Raw genomic sequence first — 19736 nt, forward strand, 5'->3', positions numbered from 1 at the left:
AGTTCGATGCGCTCCCGGCCCGGGCCGATGGCGGCCAGGGCGGCCTCGGCGGCGCCGGCGATGGCGGCGAGGCGCGCGCCGGCCGGCACCACCTCGTGCACCCTGCCGACGCCGGTCCCGGCATAGAGCGCCATCGCCTCGAACTCCCCGTGCATCGAGCGCAGCGGCGAGTCGGTGCTGAACAGGCGGATGGGGCGGCCCTCCTCTTCCCCGATCACGGCCGGCGCCGCGACGAAGGGGTCGCCGCGCCCGCCTTCCGTCACCGCCGAGCGCAGCACCCGCACCGGCGCGCCGGGCGGCCAGTTGACGTGAAAGGCCTCGGTCAGCACCGTGTCTTCGGCCGTCGCCGCCAGCAGGCGCTGCTTGTGGTAGTCATGTGCGAAGGCCTCGACGGTAGCGATCAGCGCCGTGCCCAGCACCGCCCCCTCGGCGCCGAGCGCGAGAACAGTGGCGACGTCGCGCCCGTCGGCGATGCCGCCGGCGGCGAGTACCGGCAGCGTCGTTGCCGCCAGCACCTCAGGCAGCGTCTCGGCCAGCGGCCGCGTGGCACGGACGTGCCCGCCTGCTTCGACCCCCTGGGCGATCAGCATCTGGGCTCCGGCCTGCTGGGCCGCTGCGGCCTCGGCGCCCGAGCCGACCTGGTAGACGACGGTGATGCCGGCGTCGCGCAGGCGCCGGACCACGGCCGGGTCGAGGTCCCAGAACAGGCAGACGACCGGTACTGCCAGCGCGATGCAGCAATCGATCTGGGCGGCGAGCAGCGTCGCGTCGGTCGCCGCCGGGATGAGGTTGACGCCGAAGCGCTCGTGCCCCGCCTCGCGCACGCGCCCGACCTCGGCCTCGATGAGGCGGACCGGCTCGCGCACCATGCCCAAAAAGCCGAAGCCGCCGGCCGCGGCGACCGCGGCGACGAGTTCGGAGCGGGCGACCCCGCCCATGCCGGCGAGGACCAGCGGGGCGCGGCAACCGAGCAGGTCACAGGCCGGCGTGTGCAGGATCGCGTGCGTCATGTGTCCTCCCGGTTGCCCTGTTCCGCCGCTCCCCTACGTCCGGTGGACCATGCCCTTGGCGAGGATCTCGGCCACGGCGGGGAAGTTGCCCAGCGCTGCCTCGGGCAACGGCTCGAGGCTGGCCTCGGGGGGCGGGAAGGCGAAATCCGCCGCCGGCGTGCCGACGACGATGCGGCCGACCATGCCGGCGTGCTCGTGCGGCACGCAGTAATAGTCGTAGACGCCCGGCACCGTCAGCGTCACCTCGAAAGATTCGTCGGGCAGCAGATAGTCCGAATCCCACGGCGTCGCTCCTTCCGGGATGCGCAGCGGTCGCTCCCACAGGCTGGGATGATAGGCCGTCGCCGTGTGCGAGTTGCCCGCGTCCCGGTTGGTCCAGCGCACCGTCTGGCCGGGTTCGATGTGCACGCCGATGGGGTCGAACCACACCTGCGCGCCGTCGGCGGTGCCGCTCATGGCGATCTCCACCGGCCCGGCGGCGAGGACCAGGGCTGGCCGCAGCAGCACGGCGGCGAGGAGACCCCCGCCACCGCCAAGCGCCAGCCTGCGCGTCAGGCTCATTGTGCGACCCGCGCCTCGTCCGCCGCCGGGACGTGCCACAACACGACGTGGATATGCGGCTCCTCGACGCCCGGATGGCCGGCATTGTAGTAGACGTCGACATGGTCGACCGGGGCGCCCGACGTCGCCAGGTCCTCGAAGCGCTTCTCGGGGTTGAGGTCCTTGATGGGCAGCATGTAGATGGTGCTGACCAGCGCGCCGTCATGGTCGTAGGCGAGGAACGGGCCGGCCGGCAGACTGGCGGGGTCGACGAACAGCTGCCCCATGCCGGGCAGGAAATCGGGCAGCTTCACCAGGCTGCTGACGGCCTTGAACGCACCGGCCGGGGGCGCCTTGGCGAGTTCGGCCGGCACCTCGTGGGCGAGAACGGGAAAGGCCAGGGCGCCGACGAGCGCGGCGACGGGGAGGATCATCTTCATTTGCGTATCTCCTTGGGCACCCGGCGCATTTCCGGGGCCTCGACCATTGGATGGGCGGCGGGGCAAATGGTTCCTGCCGTCCCGGTCTCAATCGTCATCGGAGGCTGCCTGCTGCACGAAATCGGCCAGCACCACGGCGTTGTTGTGTTCGCTGTCGCGCGCCGCATAGACGAGCGTGACGGGGCCCTTGCGGGCGAGCTCGAGCAGTCGTGCGGTGGCCGCCTCATTGTCCGCCAATTCGGCCTGGTAGCGCCGCCGGAACTCGTCCCAGCGCGCCGGGTCGTGCCCGAACCACTTGCGCAGCGCCGCGCTCGGGGCGATGTCCTTGAGCCACTCGTCGACGCCGGCCTTCTGTTCGCTGAGGCCGCGCGGCCACAGCCGGTCGACGAGGATGCGCACCCCGTCCGCGGTGGCGGCCGGCTCGTAGACGCGTTTGATGAGCGGGCGGGGCGCCATGGCGGGCCTATCCGGCGGCCGCGGTTGCCGCGAGGCGCCAGCCGGACGCCGGCGCGGCGAGGTCGCGCTCGAAGGTCCACACCTCGTCGGTCTGGGTGACCCGGGTCGGGTGGCCGGTCAGCACCTTGCCCGCGCCGTCGCGCGTGCTGGCCACGATATCGGCGACGAAATGCACGTCCATCCAGGCCTGGGCCTCGTCCACGCCGGCGGCAACGATCTCGGCGGTGTGGAAGCCGATGAAGGTGAGGCTGCTGGTCTCGCCCCTGGCCTGCCGTTCGGCGAGGGCGGTCTCGAAGGCCTGGCGGATCGGCCCGGCGAGCAGGTGGTCGTGCCCGGCGAGGTCGCCGGCGGCATAGGCCGCGAGCAGATCCTCGTAGGCCTGCCTGGCGCCCTCGAGAAGCGCGGGAACGCCGTCGCCGCCCTCGGCGAGGCGCTGCAGCGTCGCGGCCAGCCGTGCCGCTTCCTCGTTCGCCGCTGTGGTGCCTGCTGCTCCGGCGGCGACCCCGTCCGGCCGGGCCGGGGCAGGGGGCTCGGCCGGAGCGCCCGGCGGGTGCGCGGCGCGGTACACCCGCAGGGAGAGGATCACCGCAACACTGACCATCAGGTATTCGAACAGGCTGATCTGGTACATGTCGCGGCCCTGCAGTCCCCCGGGGTTACTTGATGACCGGGAGCGTGTTGAACTGGTGCATCGGCGGCGGCGAGGACAGCGTCCATTCCAGCGTCGTCGCGCCTTCACCCCACGGGTTGGCCGGGGCCGGCCGCTTGCGCATGAACGCCTCGGCGACGACCACCACGAACAGCAGCACGCCGGCGGTCGATACATAGGCGCCGAGCGAGGAGATCAGGTTCCACAGCGCGAAGGCGTCGGGATAGTCGACATAGCGCCGGGGCATGCCGGCCAGGCCGAGGAAGTGGTGCGGGAAGAAGACGATGTTGACGCCGACGAAGGTCAGCCAGAACTGCACCTTGGAGAGCGTCTCGTTGTACAGGTAGCCGCTCATCTTGGGGAACCAGAAGTAGAACGCCGCGAAGATGGCGAAGGCGGAGCCGAGCGACAGCACGTAGTGGAAATGCGCGATCACGTAGTAGGTGTCGTGCAGCACGTGGTCGACGCCGGCGCTGGCCACCGTCACGCCGGTCACGCCGCCGATGGTGAACAGGATGATGAAGCCCAGGGCCCACAGCATCGGCGTCCTGAACTGGATGGAGCCGCCCCACATGGTGGCGAGCCAGGAGAACACCTTCACGCCGGTCGGCACCGCGATCACCATCGAGGCGACCATGAAATAGGCCTGCGCGCCCGTCGACAGGCCGGCCGTGAACATGTGGTGGGCCCACACGATGAAGCCGATGAAGCCGATGGCGAGCATGGCGTAGACCATGCCCAGGTAGCCGAAGATCGGCTTGCGCGAGAAGGTCGACACCACGTGGCTGACGATGCCGAAGGCCGGCAGGATCATGATGTAGACCTCGGGGTGGCCGAAGAACCAGAACAGGTGCTGGTACAGCACCGGGTCGCCGCCGCCCTCGGGGGCGAAGAAGGTGGTGCCGAAATTGCGGTCGGTGAGCAGCATCGAGACGGCGCCCGCCAGCACCGGCAGCGAGAACAGCAGCATGAAGGCGGTGACCAGCATGGCCCAGGCGAACAGCGGCATCTTGAACATGGTCATGCCGGGGGCGCGCATGTTGAAGATGGTGGTGATGAAGTTGATGGCGCCCAGGATCGAGGAGGCGCCCGACAGGTGCACGGCGAGGATGACGAAATCCACCGCCGGGCCGGGCTGGCCGACGGTCGAGAAGGGCGGATACAGCGTCCAGCCGCCGCTGTGCCCGGACGAGCCCGGCGCGCCCTCGACGAACAGCGAGATCAGGAACAGCGCGAAGGCGGCGACCAGCAGCCAGAACGAGATGTTGTTGAGCCGGGGAAATGCCATGTCCGGCGCCCCGATCAGGATGGGGACGAACCAGTTGCCGAAGCCGCCGATCAGCGCCGGCATGAGGACGAAGAAGATCATCACCAGCCCGTGCGCGGAGACGATGGCGTTGTACACGCTGGTGTCGTGGAAGAACTGCAGCCCGGGCTGCTGCAGTTCCATGCGCATGGCCAGCGACAGCAGCGTGCCGAGGATCCCGGCCATCACCGAGAAGATCAGGTACAGCGTGCCGATGTCCTTGTGGTTGGTGGAGAACAGCCAGCGCCGTGCAAATCCGGGGCGAAGGGCGGCTTCAGGGGCGGCGATGTCCAACTTCGGGTGTCCTCCAGCAATAGGGCCGCGCCGAGACCACTTCCCGCTCCTACGGTCGACGGCCAGGTTGACGCGAAGCGGAGAGCGTCTCGGCGCTCGGCGCCACCGTAGGGGCGGACCAAACTGCACACAAACGAATAGAATTGGCGGTTCAGTGCAAATCTGTTGCTAGGATGACAGGCTGGGCCACGGCCGGCGCCCGGGGCGGCGTTGGCCGGCCGGGCCGCGTTGACCGTCTGCGCGACCGGGTCTAGCCTGCACCAGGGTCGCATCAACGCGGCCGGATTTCCCGCCCCCGCAAAGGGTTGGCGGGTGCTTGCAGGGAGGATTGAGAATGCACCGACTTGCCGGACGACTTGCCGTCTCCACCCTGGCCATGCTGGCCTTCATGAGCTCCGCTCAGGCGCTGGTGGTCTATTCCAGCGTCGACGAGGAAAATTCCACCAAGCTGCTCAAGGCCTTCAGCGAGGCGACCGGGATCGAGACGCAGATGGTGTTCCTGTCGTCCGGTCCGGCGCTGTCCCGCATCGAAGCCGAGGTCAACCGGCCGCAGGCGGACGTCTGGTTCGGCGCCCCCAGCGAGAACCATATTCTCGCCAGGGAGCGCGGCCTGACCCAGCCTTATGCCTCGGCCAATGCCGACGCGCTCGCCGGCCAGTTCAAGGACGCCGAGGGCTACTGGCACGCCATCTACACCAACCCGCTGGCCATTGGCGTGCGCACCGATATCCTCACCGAGCGCGGCGCGCCCGTGCCGACCTCCTGGGAAGACCTCAAGAACGAGGCCTATCGCGGCCTCATCCAGATGCCGTCGCCGCAATCCTCCGGTACCGCCTACGCGGTGATCCTCACGCTGCGCGAGCTCATGGGCGAGGATGCCGCCTTCCAGTACATGAAGGCGCTCAATCCCAACATCCAGACCTATACGCAGAGCGGCACGGCGCCGAGCGGGGCGCTCGGCGTCGGCGAGACGCCCATCGCGGTGCAGTTCTCACCGGGCTTCCTCAAGCTCGTGGACGAGGGCTTCCCGGTGCAGGTGGTGTTCCCCAGCGAGGGCGTCGGCTACGAGGTCGCCGCCATGTCCATCCTCAAGGGGGCGCAGAACCTCGACGAGGCCAAGGCGCTCGTGGACTGGATGACGTCGGCCGAGGGCCAGCAGCAGCTGGCCACCCAGAAGACCTACTTCCTGCCCATCCGTTCCGACGTGTCCGCCGGCGAGGGCATCCCCGCGCTCGACCAGATCAAGCTCGTTTCCTACGATCCGGCCTATGCGTCCGAGAACCGGCAACGCCTGGTAGATCGCTGGGTCGAGGAGGTGCTCGGCCAGTAGCGGCGGGTGCCGGCGGCGATGCTGGGCACGGCGCGTTCGCAGATCCGGGTATTGGCGCGGGATCCCCTGCTGCTCGCGCTGATCCTGGTCATCTTCGTTTGCATCGGGCTGTTCGTGATCTACCCGCTGGTGCGCGTGCTGCTCGCGAGCCTGCAGGATCGCGAGGGCTGGACGCTCGCCAACTACGCGCTGTTCGCCGAGCGCCGGCTCTACCGCAATGCGCTCGTCAACAGCCTGGGCGTCGGCACCCTTGTCGGCGTCCTCAGCGTCGTCATCGGCTATCTTGCCGCCTTCGTGCTGACCCGGCTGGACGTGCCGGGCAAGACGCTGCTGCACTATCTCGTCATCGTGCCGATCATCTCGCCGCCCTTCGTCTCCGCCGTCTCGATCCTGTTCCTGTTCGGCTTCAACGGGCTGATCACCAAGCAGGTGCTCGGCCTGCAGGATTTCTCGATCTACGGCTTCCACGGCGTGGTCTGGTCGCAGGTGCTGACCTTCGCCCCCATCGCCTATCTCGCCCTGCGCGGCGTGCTGGCCTCGATCAGCCCGACGATGGAGGACGCCGCCCTCAATGTCGGGGCGTCGCGCTGGCAGACCTTCTGGAAGGTCATCCTGCCGCTGTCGCTGCCCGGCATCGCCAGCGCCTTCCTCGTCGTCTTCATCGAATCCATGGCCGATTTCGGCAATCCGCTGGTGCTGGCCGGCGCCGCCTTCCCGATGCTGGCGCCGCAGGCCTACCTCGAGATCACCGGCACCTTCAACCTGCCGCGCGGGGCGACGCTGGCGGTCATCCTGCTGCTGCCCTCGATCACCGCCTTCGCCATCCAGCGCTACTATCTGTCGAAGCGCCAGTACGTCACGGTCACCGGCAAGCCCAGCACCTCGACCTCCAAGATCGTGAGCGGGCCGGTCAAGTGGCTGCTCTATGCCCTCGTCGCCCTGTTCGCCGCGGTAGTGCTGCTGTTCTACGCCGTCATCGTCATCGGGGCCTTCACCCGGGTCTGGGGCTTCGACTACACCTTCACCCTGCAGCATTTCGCCTATGTCTTCGACGTCGGCTTCGAGACGGTGGCCGATACGCTGACCATCGCGCTGGTGAGCACCCCAATCAGCGGCGTCCTGGCGATGCTGATCGCCTTCCTCGTGGTCCGGCGCTTCTTCCCGGGCAAGGGGGCGATGGAGTTCGGCTCCATCCTCAACTACGCCGTGCCCGGCACGGTCGTCGGCATCGGTTACATCCTCGCCTTCAACAGCCCGCCTTTGATCCTCACCGGCACGCTCGCCATCCTCGTGCTGGCCTTCGTCTTCCGCTACATGCCGGTGGGCATCCAGTCGGGCATCGCCGTGTTGCGCCAGATCGATCCTTCTATCGAGGAGGCCGCGCAGAACCTCGGCGCCGACGGCGTCACGACCCTGCGCAAGGTGACCATCCCGCTCATCGCGCCGGCGTTCTTCTCCGGCCTCGTCTATGCCTTCGTCCGCGCCATGACGGCGATCAGCGCCGCGATCTTCCTCGTTTCGGCCGACTGGAACCTGATGACGGTGCAGATCCTGGCCCAGGTCGGCTCGGGGCGGCTGGGCGTCGCCGCCGCCTACTCGATCGTGGTCATCGTCATCGTCCTCGTCGCCATCGGCGTCATCAACGTCTTCGTCAACCGCATGTCGCGCCACACCAGCATGGTCCGGTTCTGAAATGGCCGAAAACGTCAGGATAGTTGGTCTTTCCAAGCGCTTCGTGCGGCCGGACGATCCCTCGCGGCCGGTTCTCGCGGTGCAGGACGTCAGCCTCGATGTCGAGGCCGGCAGGCTCGTCACCCTGCTCGGGCCGTCGGGTTGCGGCAAGAGCACGCTGCTGCGCATGGTCGCCGGCTTCGAGGAGCCGACGGCGGGCGAGATCTGGTTCGGCGACCGACGCATGAACGACGTCGCCCCCAACCGGCGCGACGCCACCATGGTCTTCCAGTCCTACGCCATCTTCCCGCATCTCAGCGTCTACGAGAACATCGCCTTCGGCCTGCGCCTGCAGAAGCTGGCGCGCGCCGACCTCGCGCGCCGGGTGGACCGGGTTCTGGAAATGACCGGCCTCGGCGGCATGGCGCAGCGGGCGCCCAGCCAGCTCTCGGGCGGCCAGCAGCAGCGCGTGGCGCTGGCCCGGGCCATCGTCATGGAGCCGCGCGTGCTGCTCTTCGACGAGCCGCTCTCCAACCTCGATGCCAAGCTGCGCGAGCAGATGCGCATCGAGATCCGCGAGTTGCAGCAGCGGCTCGGCATCACCAGCCTCTACGTCACCCACGACCAGGTCGAAGCGATGAGCATATCCGACCGCATCGTGGTCATGAACGAGGGCAGGGTGGAGCAGGTCGGCACCCCGACCGAGATCTATTCTCGCCCGGCCAACCGCTTCATCGCCGACTTCATCGGCAAGGCCAACATCCTGCCGGCGGTCGCGGCGGGCCCCTCCGAGATCGAGCTGGCCGGCGTCCGCCTCGCGCTCGCAGACGCCCCGGCGCTGGCCGCGGGAGCGCCGCTCACCGTCGTCATCCGCCCCGAGGCCATCGCCATCGCCGCCGCCGGCGGCGCCATCCGCGGCAGGGTGGCGCGGGCCATGTTCCTGGGCAGCATCGCCGAGTATCTCGTCGAGGTGCCCGGCTCCGAGCCCTGGCTGGTGGACAGCGGCAATCCAGGCGTGTCGCCGCTGTTCGCCGTCGGCGAAGAGGTCTTCCTCACGCCCGCGCCAGCCGCCATCCACGTGCTCGTCTAGCCAGTCGTATCGTTCCCGCGGCCAAAAAAAGAAGGGCCCAGTCGGGGCCCCTCTCGATGCAGTGCTGTGGCGAAGCTCTAGAAGCGCCAGTTGAGGCCGGCGCGCGCGATGAACGCGCTCGAGGACACCGCGTAGGCGTCTTCCTCGTTGTCGTAGACCTCATCGGCAAGCGACGTCGGCAGGCCGATATAGAGCCCCTCGAGCTTGACGCTCATGCTGTCGGCAACCTCCATCTCGGCGCCGACGCCGAGCGCCAGGCCGAGCACGGTCTCGTCGAGGCAGTAGCCGTAGTAGTCGCCGCAGGCGTTGGTCGGGCTGTAGTCACCGACGAAGTCGACGCCGACGGCGGCGAGGCCGGCGGTGGCATAGAACAGCGCATTGTCCTGCGCGAGGCCGGCGCGCAGCCGCAGCGTCGAATACCAGTTCCACGCGCGGTCGTGCTGGGTGCCATAGCCGTCGTCGTAGAAGCTCACCCCGAAATTGGACCAGTTGACGTCGCCTTCCACGCCGACGACCATGCTGCCCATCTGCACGTTATAGCCGACGGTGGCGCCGAGCGAGCCGCCCCAACCGGACAGATCGACGCTGCCGTACGAGATTTCCTCGTCGAAATCGCTGAACGTGGAATTCCACATTCCGAGCCCGCCGACGACGCCGATATAGGCGCCCGACCAGTCGAACGACTGCGCGGCGGGGGTGGGGCTGTAGAGGCTGGTCAGCGCATCCGCCGCATGGACGCTCGTGGTGCCGAGCAGGGCAGTGGCAAGACCGACTAAGACGATGCGACGCAAGGCAAATTCTCCCAAACCGGTTAAGTTGGCGGACAGATATGCAGAACCGCCGCGCCGTGGCTGTAGCGCCCGGGCCACACTCTACGTAGAAGTGCATATTCTCCACATTTGCGGCGGCTTGTTTCAGGATTGGTTAACCGGCCGTTGCCGCGCCCTGCCCATGGGAGAGCGGCAGGCCCTTGCGCCGCGCCGCGCCAGGGCCGATCTATGCCCCGCCCCGATTCCATCCTGTCCCGGACCGACATGCCCCCTCCCGCTCCGATCTGCCGGCCCGGCCCCGGCTTCCGCGTCGAGGGCCATGCCATCGTCAGCGCCGACGGCATGATCGCCGACGCCGCGGGAGCCATGCCCGCGGCATTGCGCAACGACGCCGACTGGCGCGCCTTCCAGGCGGCCCTCGACGCCGCCGCGGTGGTCGTGCTGGGCAGGCTCGGCCACCAGCGCCACCCCAATCCGGGGCGGCGCCGGCTGGTGCTGACCGGCACGGTGGCCGGCCTTGCCCCCGATCCCGCGCAACAGCTGGCGCTGCTGTGGAACCCGGCGGGTGCGCCGCTCGCTGCGGCGCTCACGGCCCTTGGCGTCGACGGCGGGACCATCGCCGTCACCGGCGGCACCCGCGTCTTCGGGCTCTTCCTGCCCTGCTACGACAGCTTCGTGCTGAGCGAATGCCACGGTTTCGTGCTGCCGGGCGGCACGCCGTGCTTTGCCGCCGGCCACCCGCGCAGCGTCCTGGCGGCGAGCGGGCTCGGACCGGGCGCGAGCGTCGCCATCGACGCCGCCGCCGGGGTGACGACGACGCTCTGGCGTCGCCGGGGTTGAGCCGAGCCGGTTGGCACCGGCCGGCGCCTGTGCTTGTATCCGGCGCCTTTCCGGCGCTGCCGGCAAATCATCCCCAGTGGTCGAGCGAGTGGCTTCCGGTCTCGTCGTCTGTCTCATCGCCGGCCTGCTCTCGTTCGCCGCGACGTGGCTGGTGCGGCGCCACGCCTCCCGGCTCGGGCTGGTGCAGGCCCCCAACGTGCGCTCTTCGCACAGCGTGCCGACGCCCGGCGGCGGCGGCCTCGGCATCGTGCTGGGCGGCGCCGTGGCCACTCTCTATGCGCTGCCCGCCGCGCCCGTTCCGGTCGTGACGGCACTCGTCGCCTCCCTCGCCCTCGCCGCCGTCGGCTTCTGGGACGACCGCGCGCCGCTGCATCCCGGCTTGCGCCTGCTGGCGCAGGCGGCGTTGTGGCTCCTCGTCGTGCTCGCCTCCGGCGCGCTCGCGCCGCTGGCCCCCGCCGCCGGCATCCCGGTACTGCTGCTGCTGGCCGGCCTCGTCCTCGCCGGCGTCTACTGGATCAACCTGTTCAACTTCATGGACGGCATCGACGGGCTCGCCGGCTCCCAGGCGGTGTTCATGCTGCTCGGCGCCGCCGCCCTGGCGCTTGCCGGTGGCGCGACCGGGGGCGAGGCGGCGGGCCTGTGGTGGCTCGCCGGCATCGCCGCCGCAACGCTCGGTTTTCTCCTGCTCAACTGGCCGCCGGCGACGATCTTCATGGGCGATGTCGGCAGCACCTGGCTCGGTTTCGTCCTCGCCGCGCTGGCGCTGCTCACCGTCTCCTGGGGCTGGCTCTCGGCCTGGCAATGGCTGATCCTCGGCGCCGCCTTCCTCACCGACGCCTCCGTCACCCTCGGCCGCCGCCTGCTGCGGCGCGAGCGCGTGTTCGAGGCCCATCGCCGCCACGCCTACCAGGCGCTGGCGCGGCGCTGGCGCTCGCATCGCCGCGTGACGCTGCTGTTCATCGCCATCGATGTCGCCTGGCTGCTGCCGCTGGCCGCCTGGGCCGGCGGCGCCGGCTGGCCGGCGGCGGCGCTCGCCTACGCGCCGCTCGTCGCCCTCGCCCTCCTCGCCGGGGCCGGAGCCCCCGAGCCCGGATCCTAGAACAGCGACATGAACAGCGCCGCGACGACGAGGATGATCACCGCACCGGCGGAGGTCGCCGCCAGCATGACCTGCGTTCGCTGCACCTGCAGGCCGCTTGCCGGCCCCGGCCTGATCTGCGCCTGCTCGAACTCTGCCCCTGCCATGTCCACCAACGCCCCTCAGCCCTGGTTGCTGGCCGAAGCGTGACCCGCTTTGCCTGCCGGCGCCACACATCCGTGGTGCGAGGCTTAATTTTGTTCAAATGCCCGCCGTCCCGGCGCCCTCGCAAGCGCCGCCCGCTTCTGCTCTAATCGGGCCATGAGTCAGGCCCACCAGACCCCCGCCCAGACCGCGCTCAACCGGGCGTTGATCCGCTGGTCGCTGTCGCGCGTGGTCCTGCTCGCCGAGACGCCGGCGAGCTGGATCTACAAGGTCGAGCAGAACGGCCGCAATCCGGCCGTGCTCAAGCAGCTCAAGCCCGAGGCCGGCGACGCCGAGCAGCGCGGCAGTGCGCTGCAGGCCTGGTATGGCGGGGAAGGGGCCGCCACCGTCTTCGATTCCCTCGGCGGCGTCATCTTCATGGAGTGGCTGGACGGCCCGACATTGGGCGACGCGGCAAGGGCGGGGCGCGACGAGGAGGCCACCGTTGCCCTGGCCGGCGTCGTCGCCGCGCTGCACGGCCCTCGCGACGCCGATCCGCCGCCGCTGTTGCCGCTGCGGCATTGGTACCAGCCGCTGTTCGACATGGCCGCCGCCCGCTGGCCGGCCATGTCGAAGGACCTGCTGGCGCGCGCCGTCGGCGTCGCCCACCTTCTGTTCGACAAGCCCGCCGCGGCGCTGCCGCTGCACGGCGATCTCGCCCACGACAACATCATCTCCTCGCCGCGCGGCTGGCTGGCCATCGATCCGGTGGGGCTGGTGGGCGATCCGGTCTTCGACGTCGCCCCGAGCTTCGTCGCCCCCGCCGACGCGGCGGAACTGGTCGTCGACGCGCGCCGCATCGTCCGGCTCGCCGACATCTACGAGGCCCGCCTCGGCTACCACCGCAAGCGCATGCTCGGCCACGCCGCGGCCCATGCGGCGCTGTCGGCCTGCCGGCAGATCGACGTCGGCGGGCCGGCGACGCTGCAGCTCAACGCGCTGCCGCTGCTGCTCGCCGCCTACGACCAGGCCTGAGCGCCGGCACGAAAAAAGCCGCGCCCCGAAGGGCGCGGCTTCGAGCGCGAGCCCGCCGCCGGAGGGAGGAGCGGCGCGGGGCTGCACTCTTGTTGGGGCGAGGCGAACCTCAGAAACGGATGGTATTGAAGGCGGCGGCGTCGATCCCCAGCCGGTCGAGGTCGCGTCCGTTCGGCTTGCGATGGGCATCGACGGCGGCGGCGACGTTGCGGGCGGCGCCGAGGACCGCGACGAACTCACCGGCGCGGGCGATGAACGATGCTTTGCGGGTCATTGGCTGTCTCCACCTGCCTGTGCTGCGTACACACCCCATATAGTCCCGCTGCCGGCGCCGAACAGGTCCGCAAACCGCACAGCGGCCATGCGCGGGCCGCATTGCCCCGCCCGTGCCGCGCTTGCCAAAGCCCGGCGATCGGCTAGGGTGCCGCCGCCATGTCGCCGCATTTTCACGCGAGGGCGTGGCCTTCGCCGGGGATCGTCTGCCTATGCCTGCTGTCACACGCCGTGCCGTCCTCGTGCTGTGCGCCGCCGGCGTGCTGAGCGCGTGCACCGCCACGGGGCCAGCCCCCGGTGTCGCCACCACGCCCGCGCAGTTGAGCACGGCCACGATTACCGCTGCCATCAACGGCGTACGCCAGGCCAATGGCCGCCCGCCGCTCGCCTACAACACGCGGCTCGAGACGGCGGCCCGCTCGCAGGCGCAGCTGATGGCGCGCAAGGACCGGCTGTCGCACGATCTCGGCGTCACGCTGCGCCAGCGGGTGACCACCGCCGGCTATGACGGCGCCGTCGGCGAGAACGTCGCCGGCGGCCAGCGCACGCTCGAGCAGGCGATCCAGGGCTGGCTCGATTCGCCCGCCCATCGCGAGACGCTGCTCTCCACCAAATTCACCGAGTTCGGCCTTGCCGCCGCCGCGGTCGCGCCCGGGCGCAAGAGCCGCTACGGCGTCTACTGGGCCTTCATCGCCGGCGGCGATTTTGCCGCCTGGCGGTGAAGGCTGTCGGGGCGGAGGGGGCGCCGCGCGGGGCGGTCGGCAGCCTGCGGGCGGTCAGCCGCGGGCAGGGGGGCGGGGGCGCACGTCGCGCTTGGGCGCGGCGATCAGGCCCTCGCGGATGGCTGCCTTGCGGGCCGCCTTGCGTGAGCGGCGGACGGCCTCGGCGGCCTCGCGCGTGCGCTTTTCGGATGGCTTTTCGTAATATTTGCGCCGCTTCATCTCGCGAAACACGCCCTCGCGCTGAAGCCGCTTCTTGAGGACCCTGAGGGCCTGGTCGACATTGTTGTCGCGTACTTGTACCTGCAAACCTTTTCCTTACGTCTGCGCCGACTCACCGCCAGGGCGGCAGCCGGGAGGCGCCCCGGACGGCGCGCCTGGGCGTGGCCTAACAGATGCTGGCCCCGAATGCACCCCTTGCTCGGGCAAAAGTGAGCGGGCGCGCCCCTAACCCTTCTTCGCGCCCCTGCGCCCGGCCGGGACCGGCTTGGCCGGCTTGATCCGCACCCGAAGGTGCACGCCGTCATCCTTGAGTTCCAGGTCCTCGAGCTTGCGTACGAGGTCGCTGAGTTTGCGGAAGCCATAGGTGCGCGGGTCGAAGTCCGAGGCGAGATTCGCCAGTTGCGTGCCCACCTGGCCGAGGCTGACCCAGCCGCCGTCGCTTTCCATCTCCTCGATGATGCGCGAGACGATGCCGCCGGCGTGGCTCAGCGGCTCCAGTGCCTTCGGCTTGCTGCCGCCGTCGGTCGCTGCCGCGTGCGGTACGAGGTTCTCGGTGTAGATGAAGCGTCGGCAGGCCTGGCGGAAGCTCTCGGGCGTCTTTTGTTCGCCGAAGCCGTAGACGTCGACGCCTTCTTCGCGGATGCGGGCCGCGAGACGGGTGAAATCGCTGTCGGAGGAGACAAGGCAGAAGCCGTCGAGGCGGCCGCTGTGCAGCAGGTCCATGGCGTCTATCACGAGCGTGATGTCCGAGGCATTCTTGCCGGTTGTATAGGCCGGCTGGTGCTGCGGGATGATGGCGAACTTGCTGAACACCTCCGCCCAGGCCTTCGAGCGCGGGCTCGAGAAATCCCCGTAGATGCGCCGCACGCTGGCTTCGCCGAGCTTGGCGATCTCTTCGAACAGGCCGTCTACGATCCTGGCCGAGGCGTTATCGGCATCGATCAGCACCGCTAGCCGCGGCGGCCTTGCTTCGCGTACCATTTCCCTCTCCCCTCACGGCAGGCCCGGATCATCTCACGGATTCATCCCGCCCGTCCAATCGGGTGCGGGCACCCTGTCCGATCGCTAGCGCTTGAAACAGTTCTCGCGGTGCCAGTTGAGGAACGCCGGATGCGTCCGGTCGCGCGCCGCGAGCGGCCCGAGCAGCCGGCCGGTGCGATTGATAAGGCCGGCCACCCCGTCGCGGTCGTTGACGTGCCGGGAGACGATGATCTCGAACTCGTCGGTAAAGCCGATCAGGCCGCGGTCGAACATCCAGTGCGCCGTGCCGGACAGCGCTACCCCGTTGTTGACGATGTCGGGCCCGTTGTGTTCAACGGGCCGGATATGCGCCGCCGCCACCTCGGCGCGCCCGCCGCCGTTGATCAGCTTGAGGCCGGTCACGGCGCAGCGCTCGTCATAGGCACGCAGGACGACTCGCCGGAACACCCGGTCGCGAACCACACGCGACGTCAGCCGTTCGATGCGCTCGCGCTCCTGCTCGTAGGTGAAGGGAACCTGCTCCTCATCGAATTGCAGCTTCATCTCCAGCGGTGCGTCGGGCAACCCGATCCGCGGCAGCAGCGGCTGTTCGTCCGCCAGCCCGCGCGACACGATGCGGTCGAAGTCCCTGGGTGCGATCGGCCGCACTGCCGCCTGCGCACGCCCCGAGATGCGCCCCGCTTCGTTCAACAGCCCGGTCTCGCCGAGACCGTCCGGGAGCACGAAGGGGACAGGATTTGCGAACGCGAGGTAGCTCCCCGGCTCGATCATCGCCAGGTACATGTCCGGCGCCGTCGGGTCCGGCACCACCTGCGCCACGCGGGCTATGGCGTTGTAGCCCTTCGATCCCGGAACCTTGGTTGGCTCGTAGTAGATGATCCAGTCCCCCACGCACCGGGCCACCCGCGACAAGTACTGTTTGGGAAACTGGTACTGCGTCGCCGGACTGTCTTCATAGGGCGAGTCCGCGCGATGGATGAAAACGCCGAAACCCATGCTTTCCCCCTGCAATGAGGGCAGTCTATGAACGGCGCGCAGCGGCGGCCAGGACGTTCCAGAGAAAATTTGTGTCGCTGCAAACCGGGCGGCCGGCACAGGATGCCCTCACTACGGATTGATCCGGGAAGTCGGCACTCTGGGGCCCGATCACGCCCCGAAGGCTGGCACCAGGGCACCCGTCATCCGCCGGAGCCGGCCGCGACGCGCTCTTCACCCTCCCCCGCGCCAGCACGGGGAGGGTCGGGGAGGGGGTGGTGCAGCGGGACACGGGGTGCCGCAGTCGGCACCCTCCCTGCCAGGGGACGGCGGGACTGCCCGGGCCCGGCGGTTGGGGCTCGATCGTGCGGTCGCGACTGTTCTCTCGCGCGGCGGGCGGCTGTGCCCCCTCCCCAACCCTCCCCACAAGGGGGAGGGTGTCCCCCGGTGCGCTTGGCGCGATGGTGCCCCCAAGGCCGGCAGCGGCCACCATCACCGGCCGGAACCAGCCGCAACGCTCGCCTCACCCGCCGGCGCCAGCCGCAACGCTTCCCCTACCCACCGGAACCAGCCGCGACGCACGCTTCACCCTCCCCCGCGTCAGCGCGGGGAGGGTCGGGGAGGGGGTGGTGCCGCGGGACACGGGCTGCCGCAGTCGGCACCCTCCCTCCCCGCCAGGGGACGGGGGACCACCCGGGCCCGGCGGTTGGGGTCGGATCGTGCGGTCGCGATTGTTCTCCCGCGCGGCGGGCGGGTGTACCCCCTCCCCAACCCTCCCCACAAGGGGGAGGGTGCCCCCCGGTGCGCTTGGCGCGATGGTGCCACCAAGGCCGGCAGCGGCCACCTTACCAGCCAAAGCCAGCCGCAACGCTCGCCTCACCCGCCGGCGCCAGCCGCACGCTTCCCTGCACCCGCCGGAACCGGCCGCGACGCTTCCCCTACCCGCCCGGAACCGGCCGCGACGCCCTCTTCACCCTCCCCCGCGAAGCGCGGGGAGGGTCGGGGAGGGGGTGGTGCCGCGGGACACGGGTGCCGCAGTCGGCACCCTCCGCCCTTGAGGGGAGGGAGAGGCCCGGTGGTTGGGGCACGGTCCCGAGCGGCTCTTCCGGGCGCGTCTCCACCTCCCGGCGCCGGAACAGCGGCTTCAAACATGTTATCCCCGTGCCCGGCGGCGCCGCTAGAATGGCCGCACCCCGCCGCAATCGGACGGATCGATACGAGCGGTCGTGGCGGGGGGCCGGGTGGGCGGGGCGTCGGCTCCGTCCAGGCTGAAAGCGTGTCGGCGTGGGCCGGTTAGCCGGTCAAGCCGCTACAGACGCGGGGGGAGCTGCAATGGGGGCTCCCCGAGGGACGAAGGCCGCCACCCTTGAGGCGGCCGGGAGGTCCCGTGCGGCCGCGCGGCTCCGCCGGAGCCGTCGCGGCGCAGGGGACGGCCATGCGGGTTCGCTCGCCTGGCTGGTAAGGCGATGCGGGGGCTCCCCCGGTCGACCAAGCCGCCCACCGTCCTCGCGATGCGGCAGGGGATGCACCCCGCCCGGCGCGCCATAGGCCCAAAACCCCGGTCGTGCCGGCGGGGCGAGCGCCTCGTTCTTTGCGGACTACCGCGTGGGGCCAGTCCCCGCCGGCGCCGTCCCTCGACTGCCCCGAACCCGGAGGCCACGCGGCCGGCCGGCGCCTCGGCGTGCCCTGCCGCGCCCCCCGGCGCACCGGATTCGCTTGCCACCCAAAACGCCGCCTGCGACTATGCAGATGGCGGCGCCGAAGGCGTGCGCCGCCGCGCCATGATGACCGAATGGAACCGAACAAAACGGGAACGGGAGGTAAGTATGGACAAGCACAACGGCAGAGCAGGCGGGCCCCGGTGCATCGCCCTGGTCGGCCCCTTCGGCAGCGGCAAGACCTCGCTGCTCGAGGCCGTCCTCGCGCGCACGGGGGCCATCACGCGGCAGGGACGGGTGGCCGAGGGCAACACGCTCGGCGACGCCGCGCCGGAAGCCCGCGCCAACGCCATGAGCGTCGCCGTCAACATCGCCGAGGCCGAGTTCATGGGCGATCGCTACACCTTCATCGATTGCCCCGGCTCCATCGAATTCCAGTACGAAAGCTTCCCGGTGCTGAGCGGCGTCGATCTCGCCGTGGTGGTGGCCGAGGCCGACCCCAAGAAGCTGCCGGCCCTGCAGGTCATCCTGCGCGACCTCGAGGCGCGCGCCATTCCCCACATGCTGTTCCTCAACAAGGTGGACCGCCTGTCCGGGCCGGTGCGCGAGCTGCTCGCCACGCTGCAGCCGGCCTCGGCCAGCCGCCTGGTGCTGCGCCAGATTCCGCTGCGCGAGAACGGCGAGATCGGCGGCTTCATCGACCTCGCGCTCGGGCGCGCCTTCAACTACCACGAGGGACGGGCCAGCGACCCCATCCCGCTGCCGGCCGGGGAGCAGGCGCGCGAGCTCGAGGCGCGCACCGCCATGCTCGAGCAGATCGCCGATTTCGACGATACCCTGCTCGAGCAGCTGCTCGAGGACATCGCCCCCACCAACGACCTGGTGTTCGCCGATCTGCGGCGCGAAATGCAGGAGGGGCTGATCTGCCCGGTGCTCATGGGCGCGGCCGAGCACAGCTGGGGGGTCGGCCGCCTGCTCAAGGCGCTGCGCCACGAGGCCCCGGGGATCGAGGCGACGCGCGCGCGGCTCGGCCTGAAAGACGCTGCCGCGCCGTGCGTGCAGGTGCTCAAGACCATCCACACCGCCCATGGCGGCAAGCTGTCGGTGGTGCGCGTCCTCGCCGGCGAGATCGCCGACGGCACGCTGTTGGCCGGCGCGCACGGGGCCGGGGACAAGGTCTCGGGGCTGTTCCGCCTGATGGGGGACGAGCCGCTCAAGCGCGACAGGGCGACGGCCGGCGAGACGGTGGCCCTGGGCAAGCTCGACGCGGCCCAGACCGGCGATACGCTCTACGCGCCGGGGGCCCGCGGTGCGGCCAATGGCGGCGACCTTGCGCCGCTGCCGCCGGTCGAGCCGGTGATGGCGCTGGCGGTGGCGCCAAGGGAGCGCAAGGACGACGTACGCCTGTCCTCGGCGCTCGCCAAGATCCTCGAGGAGGATCCGTCGCTGCGCCTGCGCCAGGTGCAGGAGACCGGCGAGACCGTGATCGAGGGCAGCGGCGAGATGCATCTGCGCGTGACGCTGGCGCGGCTCACCGGCAAATACGGCATCGCCGTCGACACCTCGACGCCGCGCATCGCCTATCGCGAAACCATCCGCCAGAAGGTGAGCAAGCGCGGGCGTCACAAGAAGCAGTCGGGCGGGCACGGCCAGTTCGGCGATGTCGTGCTCGACATCAAGCCGCTGGCGCGCGGCGAGGGCCTCAGCTTCTCCGAAACCATCACCGGCGGCGTCGTGCCGCGCCAGTATTTCTCCTCGGTCGAGACTGGCGTCATGGACTACCTGAACGCCGCGGGCCCGCTCGGCTTCCCGGTGGTCGACGTCGCCGTGACGCTCACCGACGGCTCCTACCACACCGTCGATTCCTCCGATCAGGCCTTCAAGTCGGCGGCCCAGATCGCCATGCGCGAGGGCATGGCGGAAGCCTCCCCCGTGCTGCTCGAGCCGATCATGGAGGTGACGGTGGCCTGTCCGTCCGAGGCCAACGCCAGGATCAACGCCATCCTGTCGCGCCGCCGCGGCCAGATCCTGGGCTCGGATGCGCGGGCCGGCTGGCCGGGCTGGGACGAGGTCAAGGCGCAGATGCCGGCGGCCGAGATCCAGGACCTGATCGTGGAACTGCGCTCGGCCACCGCCGGCGTCGGCAGCTTCACGCAGAAATTCGACCACTTCGCCGAACTGACCGGGCGGCTTGCCGAGGAGGTGGCGAGCAGGTTCGGCAAGCAGGCGGCGTAAGCGGCCGACGGCGGGTGGGG

The 19736-nt window shown here is 70.1% G+C and carries 20 protein-coding genes; 8 read left to right on the plus strand and 12 right to left on the minus strand.

The window, feature by feature from the left end:
* The 6 genes from VGD93_RS16670 to ctaD form a co-directional block, all read right to left on the minus strand.
* The coding region (locus tag VGD93_RS16670) for an NAD(P)H-dependent flavin oxidoreductase (RefSeq protein ID WP_395013291.1) at positions 1-1010 on the minus strand (1010 nt) is incomplete at its 3' end.
* A gap of 33 nt (positions 1011-1043) precedes the next feature.
* The gene (locus VGD93_RS16675) at positions 1044-1571 is read right to left on the minus strand and encodes a plastocyanin/azurin family copper-binding protein (RefSeq protein WP_395013292.1); all 528 of its coding nucleotides are present in this window, start codon (positions 1569-1571) and stop codon (positions 1044-1046) included.
* Positions 1568-1990 (minus strand): DUF5602 domain-containing protein, encoded by a 423-nt coding sequence (locus VGD93_RS16680; protein ID WP_395013293.1) that lies wholly within the window; start codon positions 1988-1990, stop codon positions 1568-1570. The genes VGD93_RS16675 and VGD93_RS16680 overlap by 4 nt, the downstream gene beginning before the upstream one ends.
* A gap of 87 nt (positions 1991-2077) precedes the next feature.
* A complete protein-coding gene (locus VGD93_RS16685; protein WP_395013294.1) occupies positions 2078-2446 on the minus strand; it encodes a DUF488 domain-containing protein in 369 nt (122 codons plus the stop codon).
* 7 nt (positions 2447-2453) lie between these two features.
* Complete coding sequence (locus VGD93_RS16690) at positions 2454-3077, minus strand: Tim44 domain-containing protein (RefSeq protein ID WP_395013295.1); 624 nt, start codon at positions 3075-3077, stop codon at positions 2454-2456.
* Positions 3078-3102: 25 nt separating this feature from the next.
* Positions 3103-4695 carry a cytochrome c oxidase subunit I gene (gene ctaD / locus VGD93_RS16695; RefSeq protein WP_395013296.1) on the minus strand — a complete coding sequence of 531 codons (1593 nt, stop codon included), beginning with the start codon at positions 4693-4695 and terminating at the stop codon, positions 3103-3105.
* A gap of 334 nt (positions 4696-5029) precedes the next feature.
* Between ctaD and VGD93_RS16700 the strand changes: the two genes are divergently transcribed.
* The 3 genes from VGD93_RS16700 to VGD93_RS16710 are packed head-to-tail and all read left to right on the plus strand — an operon-like array spanning position 5030 to position 8786.
* Positions 5030-6025 (plus strand): ABC transporter substrate-binding protein, encoded by a 996-nt coding sequence (locus VGD93_RS16700; protein ID WP_395013297.1) that lies wholly within the window; start codon positions 5030-5032, stop codon positions 6023-6025.
* 6 nt (positions 6026-6031) lie between these two features.
* Positions 6032-7717 (plus strand): ABC transporter permease, encoded by a 1686-nt coding sequence (locus tag VGD93_RS16705; RefSeq protein ID WP_395013298.1) that lies wholly within the window; start codon positions 6032-6034, stop codon positions 7715-7717.
* A gap of 1 nt (position 7718) precedes the next feature.
* On the plus strand, positions 7719-8786 hold the full coding sequence (locus VGD93_RS16710) for an ABC transporter ATP-binding protein (protein WP_395013299.1): 1068 nt from the start codon (positions 7719-7721) through the stop codon (positions 8784-8786).
* 77 nt (positions 8787-8863) lie between these two features.
* Here the strand turns inward: VGD93_RS16710 and VGD93_RS16715 are convergent, their stop codons facing one another.
* A complete protein-coding gene (locus tag VGD93_RS16715; RefSeq protein ID WP_395013300.1) occupies positions 8864-9577 on the minus strand; it encodes an outer membrane protein in 714 nt (237 codons plus the stop codon).
* 207 nt (positions 9578-9784) lie between these two features.
* On the opposite strand from VGD93_RS16715, the gene VGD93_RS16720 reads away from it, so the two are divergent.
* Positions 9785-10396 carry a dihydrofolate reductase gene (locus VGD93_RS16720; RefSeq protein ID WP_395013301.1) on the plus strand — a complete coding sequence of 204 codons (612 nt, stop codon included), beginning with the start codon at positions 9785-9787 and terminating at the stop codon, positions 10394-10396.
* Positions 10397-10484: 88 nt separating this feature from the next.
* Positions 10485-11495 carry a hypothetical protein gene (locus VGD93_RS16725; protein WP_395013302.1) on the plus strand — a complete coding sequence of 337 codons (1011 nt, stop codon included), beginning with the start codon at positions 10485-10487 and terminating at the stop codon, positions 11493-11495.
* Here the strand turns inward: VGD93_RS16725 and VGD93_RS16730 are convergent.
* Positions 11492-11641 (minus strand): hypothetical protein, encoded by a 150-nt coding sequence (locus VGD93_RS16730; RefSeq protein ID WP_395013303.1) that lies wholly within the window; start codon positions 11639-11641, stop codon positions 11492-11494. The two genes, VGD93_RS16725 and VGD93_RS16730, sit on opposite strands and share 4 nt — an antisense overlap.
* 154 nt (positions 11642-11795) lie before the next feature.
* Between VGD93_RS16730 and VGD93_RS16735 the strand changes: the two genes are divergently transcribed.
* Positions 11796-12653, plus strand: coding sequence for an aminoglycoside phosphotransferase family protein (locus VGD93_RS16735; protein ID WP_395013304.1), 858 nt, complete (start codon positions 11796-11798; stop codon positions 12651-12653).
* A gap of 109 nt (positions 12654-12762) precedes the next feature.
* Here VGD93_RS16735 and VGD93_RS16740 read toward each other — a convergent pair whose 3' ends face one another.
* Positions 12763-12927: a hypothetical protein gene (locus VGD93_RS16740; RefSeq protein WP_395013305.1), complete on the minus strand. Its 165-nt coding sequence runs from the start codon at positions 12925-12927 to the stop codon at positions 12763-12765.
* A 211-nt stretch (positions 12928-13138) separates the two neighbouring features.
* On the opposite strand from VGD93_RS16740, the gene VGD93_RS16745 reads away from it, so the two are divergent.
* Entirely contained in the window at positions 13139-13648 is a 510-nt protein-coding gene (locus VGD93_RS16745; protein WP_395013306.1) for a CAP domain-containing protein, read from the plus strand.
* Between the two features lie 54 nt (positions 13649-13702).
* Here the strand turns inward: VGD93_RS16745 and rpsU are convergent, their stop codons facing one another.
* From rpsU to VGD93_RS16760, 3 genes are all read right to left on the minus strand, one after another.
* Entirely contained in the window at positions 13703-13954 is a 252-nt protein-coding gene (gene rpsU, locus VGD93_RS16750) for a 30S ribosomal protein S21 (RefSeq protein ID WP_395013307.1), read from the minus strand.
* 138 nt (positions 13955-14092) lie between these two features.
* The gene (locus VGD93_RS16755) at positions 14093-14848 is read right to left on the minus strand and encodes an NYN domain-containing protein (protein WP_395013308.1); all 756 of its coding nucleotides are present in this window, start codon (positions 14846-14848) and stop codon (positions 14093-14095) included.
* Positions 14849-14932: 84 nt separating this feature from the next.
* The gene (locus tag VGD93_RS16760) at positions 14933-15844 is read right to left on the minus strand and encodes an HNH endonuclease (protein ID WP_395013309.1); all 912 of its coding nucleotides are present in this window, start codon (positions 15842-15844) and stop codon (positions 14933-14935) included.
* Between the two features lie 1805 nt (positions 15845-17649).
* Here VGD93_RS16760 and VGD93_RS16765 point away from each other — a divergent pair.
* A complete protein-coding gene (locus tag VGD93_RS16765; protein WP_395013310.1) occupies positions 17650-19716 on the plus strand; it encodes an elongation factor G in 2067 nt (688 codons plus the stop codon).
* Positions 19717-19736: the final 20 nt, after the last annotated feature.

Origin of the sequence: Devosia sp., from assembly GCF_036406155.1 — a bacterium.
GTDB lineage: Bacteria > Pseudomonadota > Alphaproteobacteria > Rhizobiales > Devosiaceae > Devosia_A.

Coding starts and splice junctions, on each gene's coding strand:
- VGD93_RS16675 (WP_395013292.1), bottom strand. CDS start 1,571: ATGAGCCTGACGCGCAGGCTGGCGCTTGGCGGTGGCGGGGGTCTCCTC.
- VGD93_RS16680 (WP_395013293.1), bottom strand. CDS start 1,990: ATGAAGATGATCCTCCCCGTCGCCGCGCTCGTCGGCGCCCTGGCCTTT.
- VGD93_RS16685 (WP_395013294.1), bottom strand. CDS start 2,446: ATGGCGCCCCGCCCGCTCATCAAACGCGTCTACGAGCCGGCCGCCACC.
- VGD93_RS16690 (WP_395013295.1), bottom strand. CDS start 3,077: ATGTACCAGATCAGCCTGTTCGAATACCTGATGGTCAGTGTTGCGGTG.
- VGD93_RS16700 (WP_395013297.1), top strand. CDS start 5,030: ATGCACCGACTTGCCGGACGACTTGCCGTCTCCACCCTGGCCATGCTG.
- VGD93_RS16710 (WP_395013299.1), top strand. CDS start 7,719: ATGGCCGAAAACGTCAGGATAGTTGGTCTTTCCAAGCGCTTCGTGCGG.
- VGD93_RS16720 (WP_395013301.1), top strand. CDS start 9,785: ATGCCCCGCCCCGATTCCATCCTGTCCCGGACCGACATGCCCCCTCCC.
- VGD93_RS16730 (WP_395013303.1), bottom strand. CDS start 11,641: ATGGCAGGGGCAGAGTTCGAGCAGGCGCAGATCAGGCCGGGGCCGGCA.
- VGD93_RS16735 (WP_395013304.1), top strand. CDS start 11,796: ATGAGTCAGGCCCACCAGACCCCCGCCCAGACCGCGCTCAACCGGGCG.
- VGD93_RS16740 (WP_395013305.1), bottom strand. CDS start 12,927: ATGACCCGCAAAGCATCGTTCATCGCCCGCGCCGGTGAGTTCGTCGCG.
- VGD93_RS16745 (WP_395013306.1), top strand. CDS start 13,139: ATGCCTGCTGTCACACGCCGTGCCGTCCTCGTGCTGTGCGCCGCCGGC.
- VGD93_RS16755 (WP_395013308.1), bottom strand. CDS start 14,848: ATGGTACGCGAAGCAAGGCCGCCGCGGCTAGCGGTGCTGATCGATGCC.
- VGD93_RS16760 (WP_395013309.1), bottom strand. CDS start 15,844: ATGGGTTTCGGCGTTTTCATCCATCGCGCGGACTCGCCCTATGAAGAC.
- VGD93_RS16765 (WP_395013310.1), top strand. CDS start 17,650: ATGGACAAGCACAACGGCAGAGCAGGCGGGCCCCGGTGCATCGCCCTG.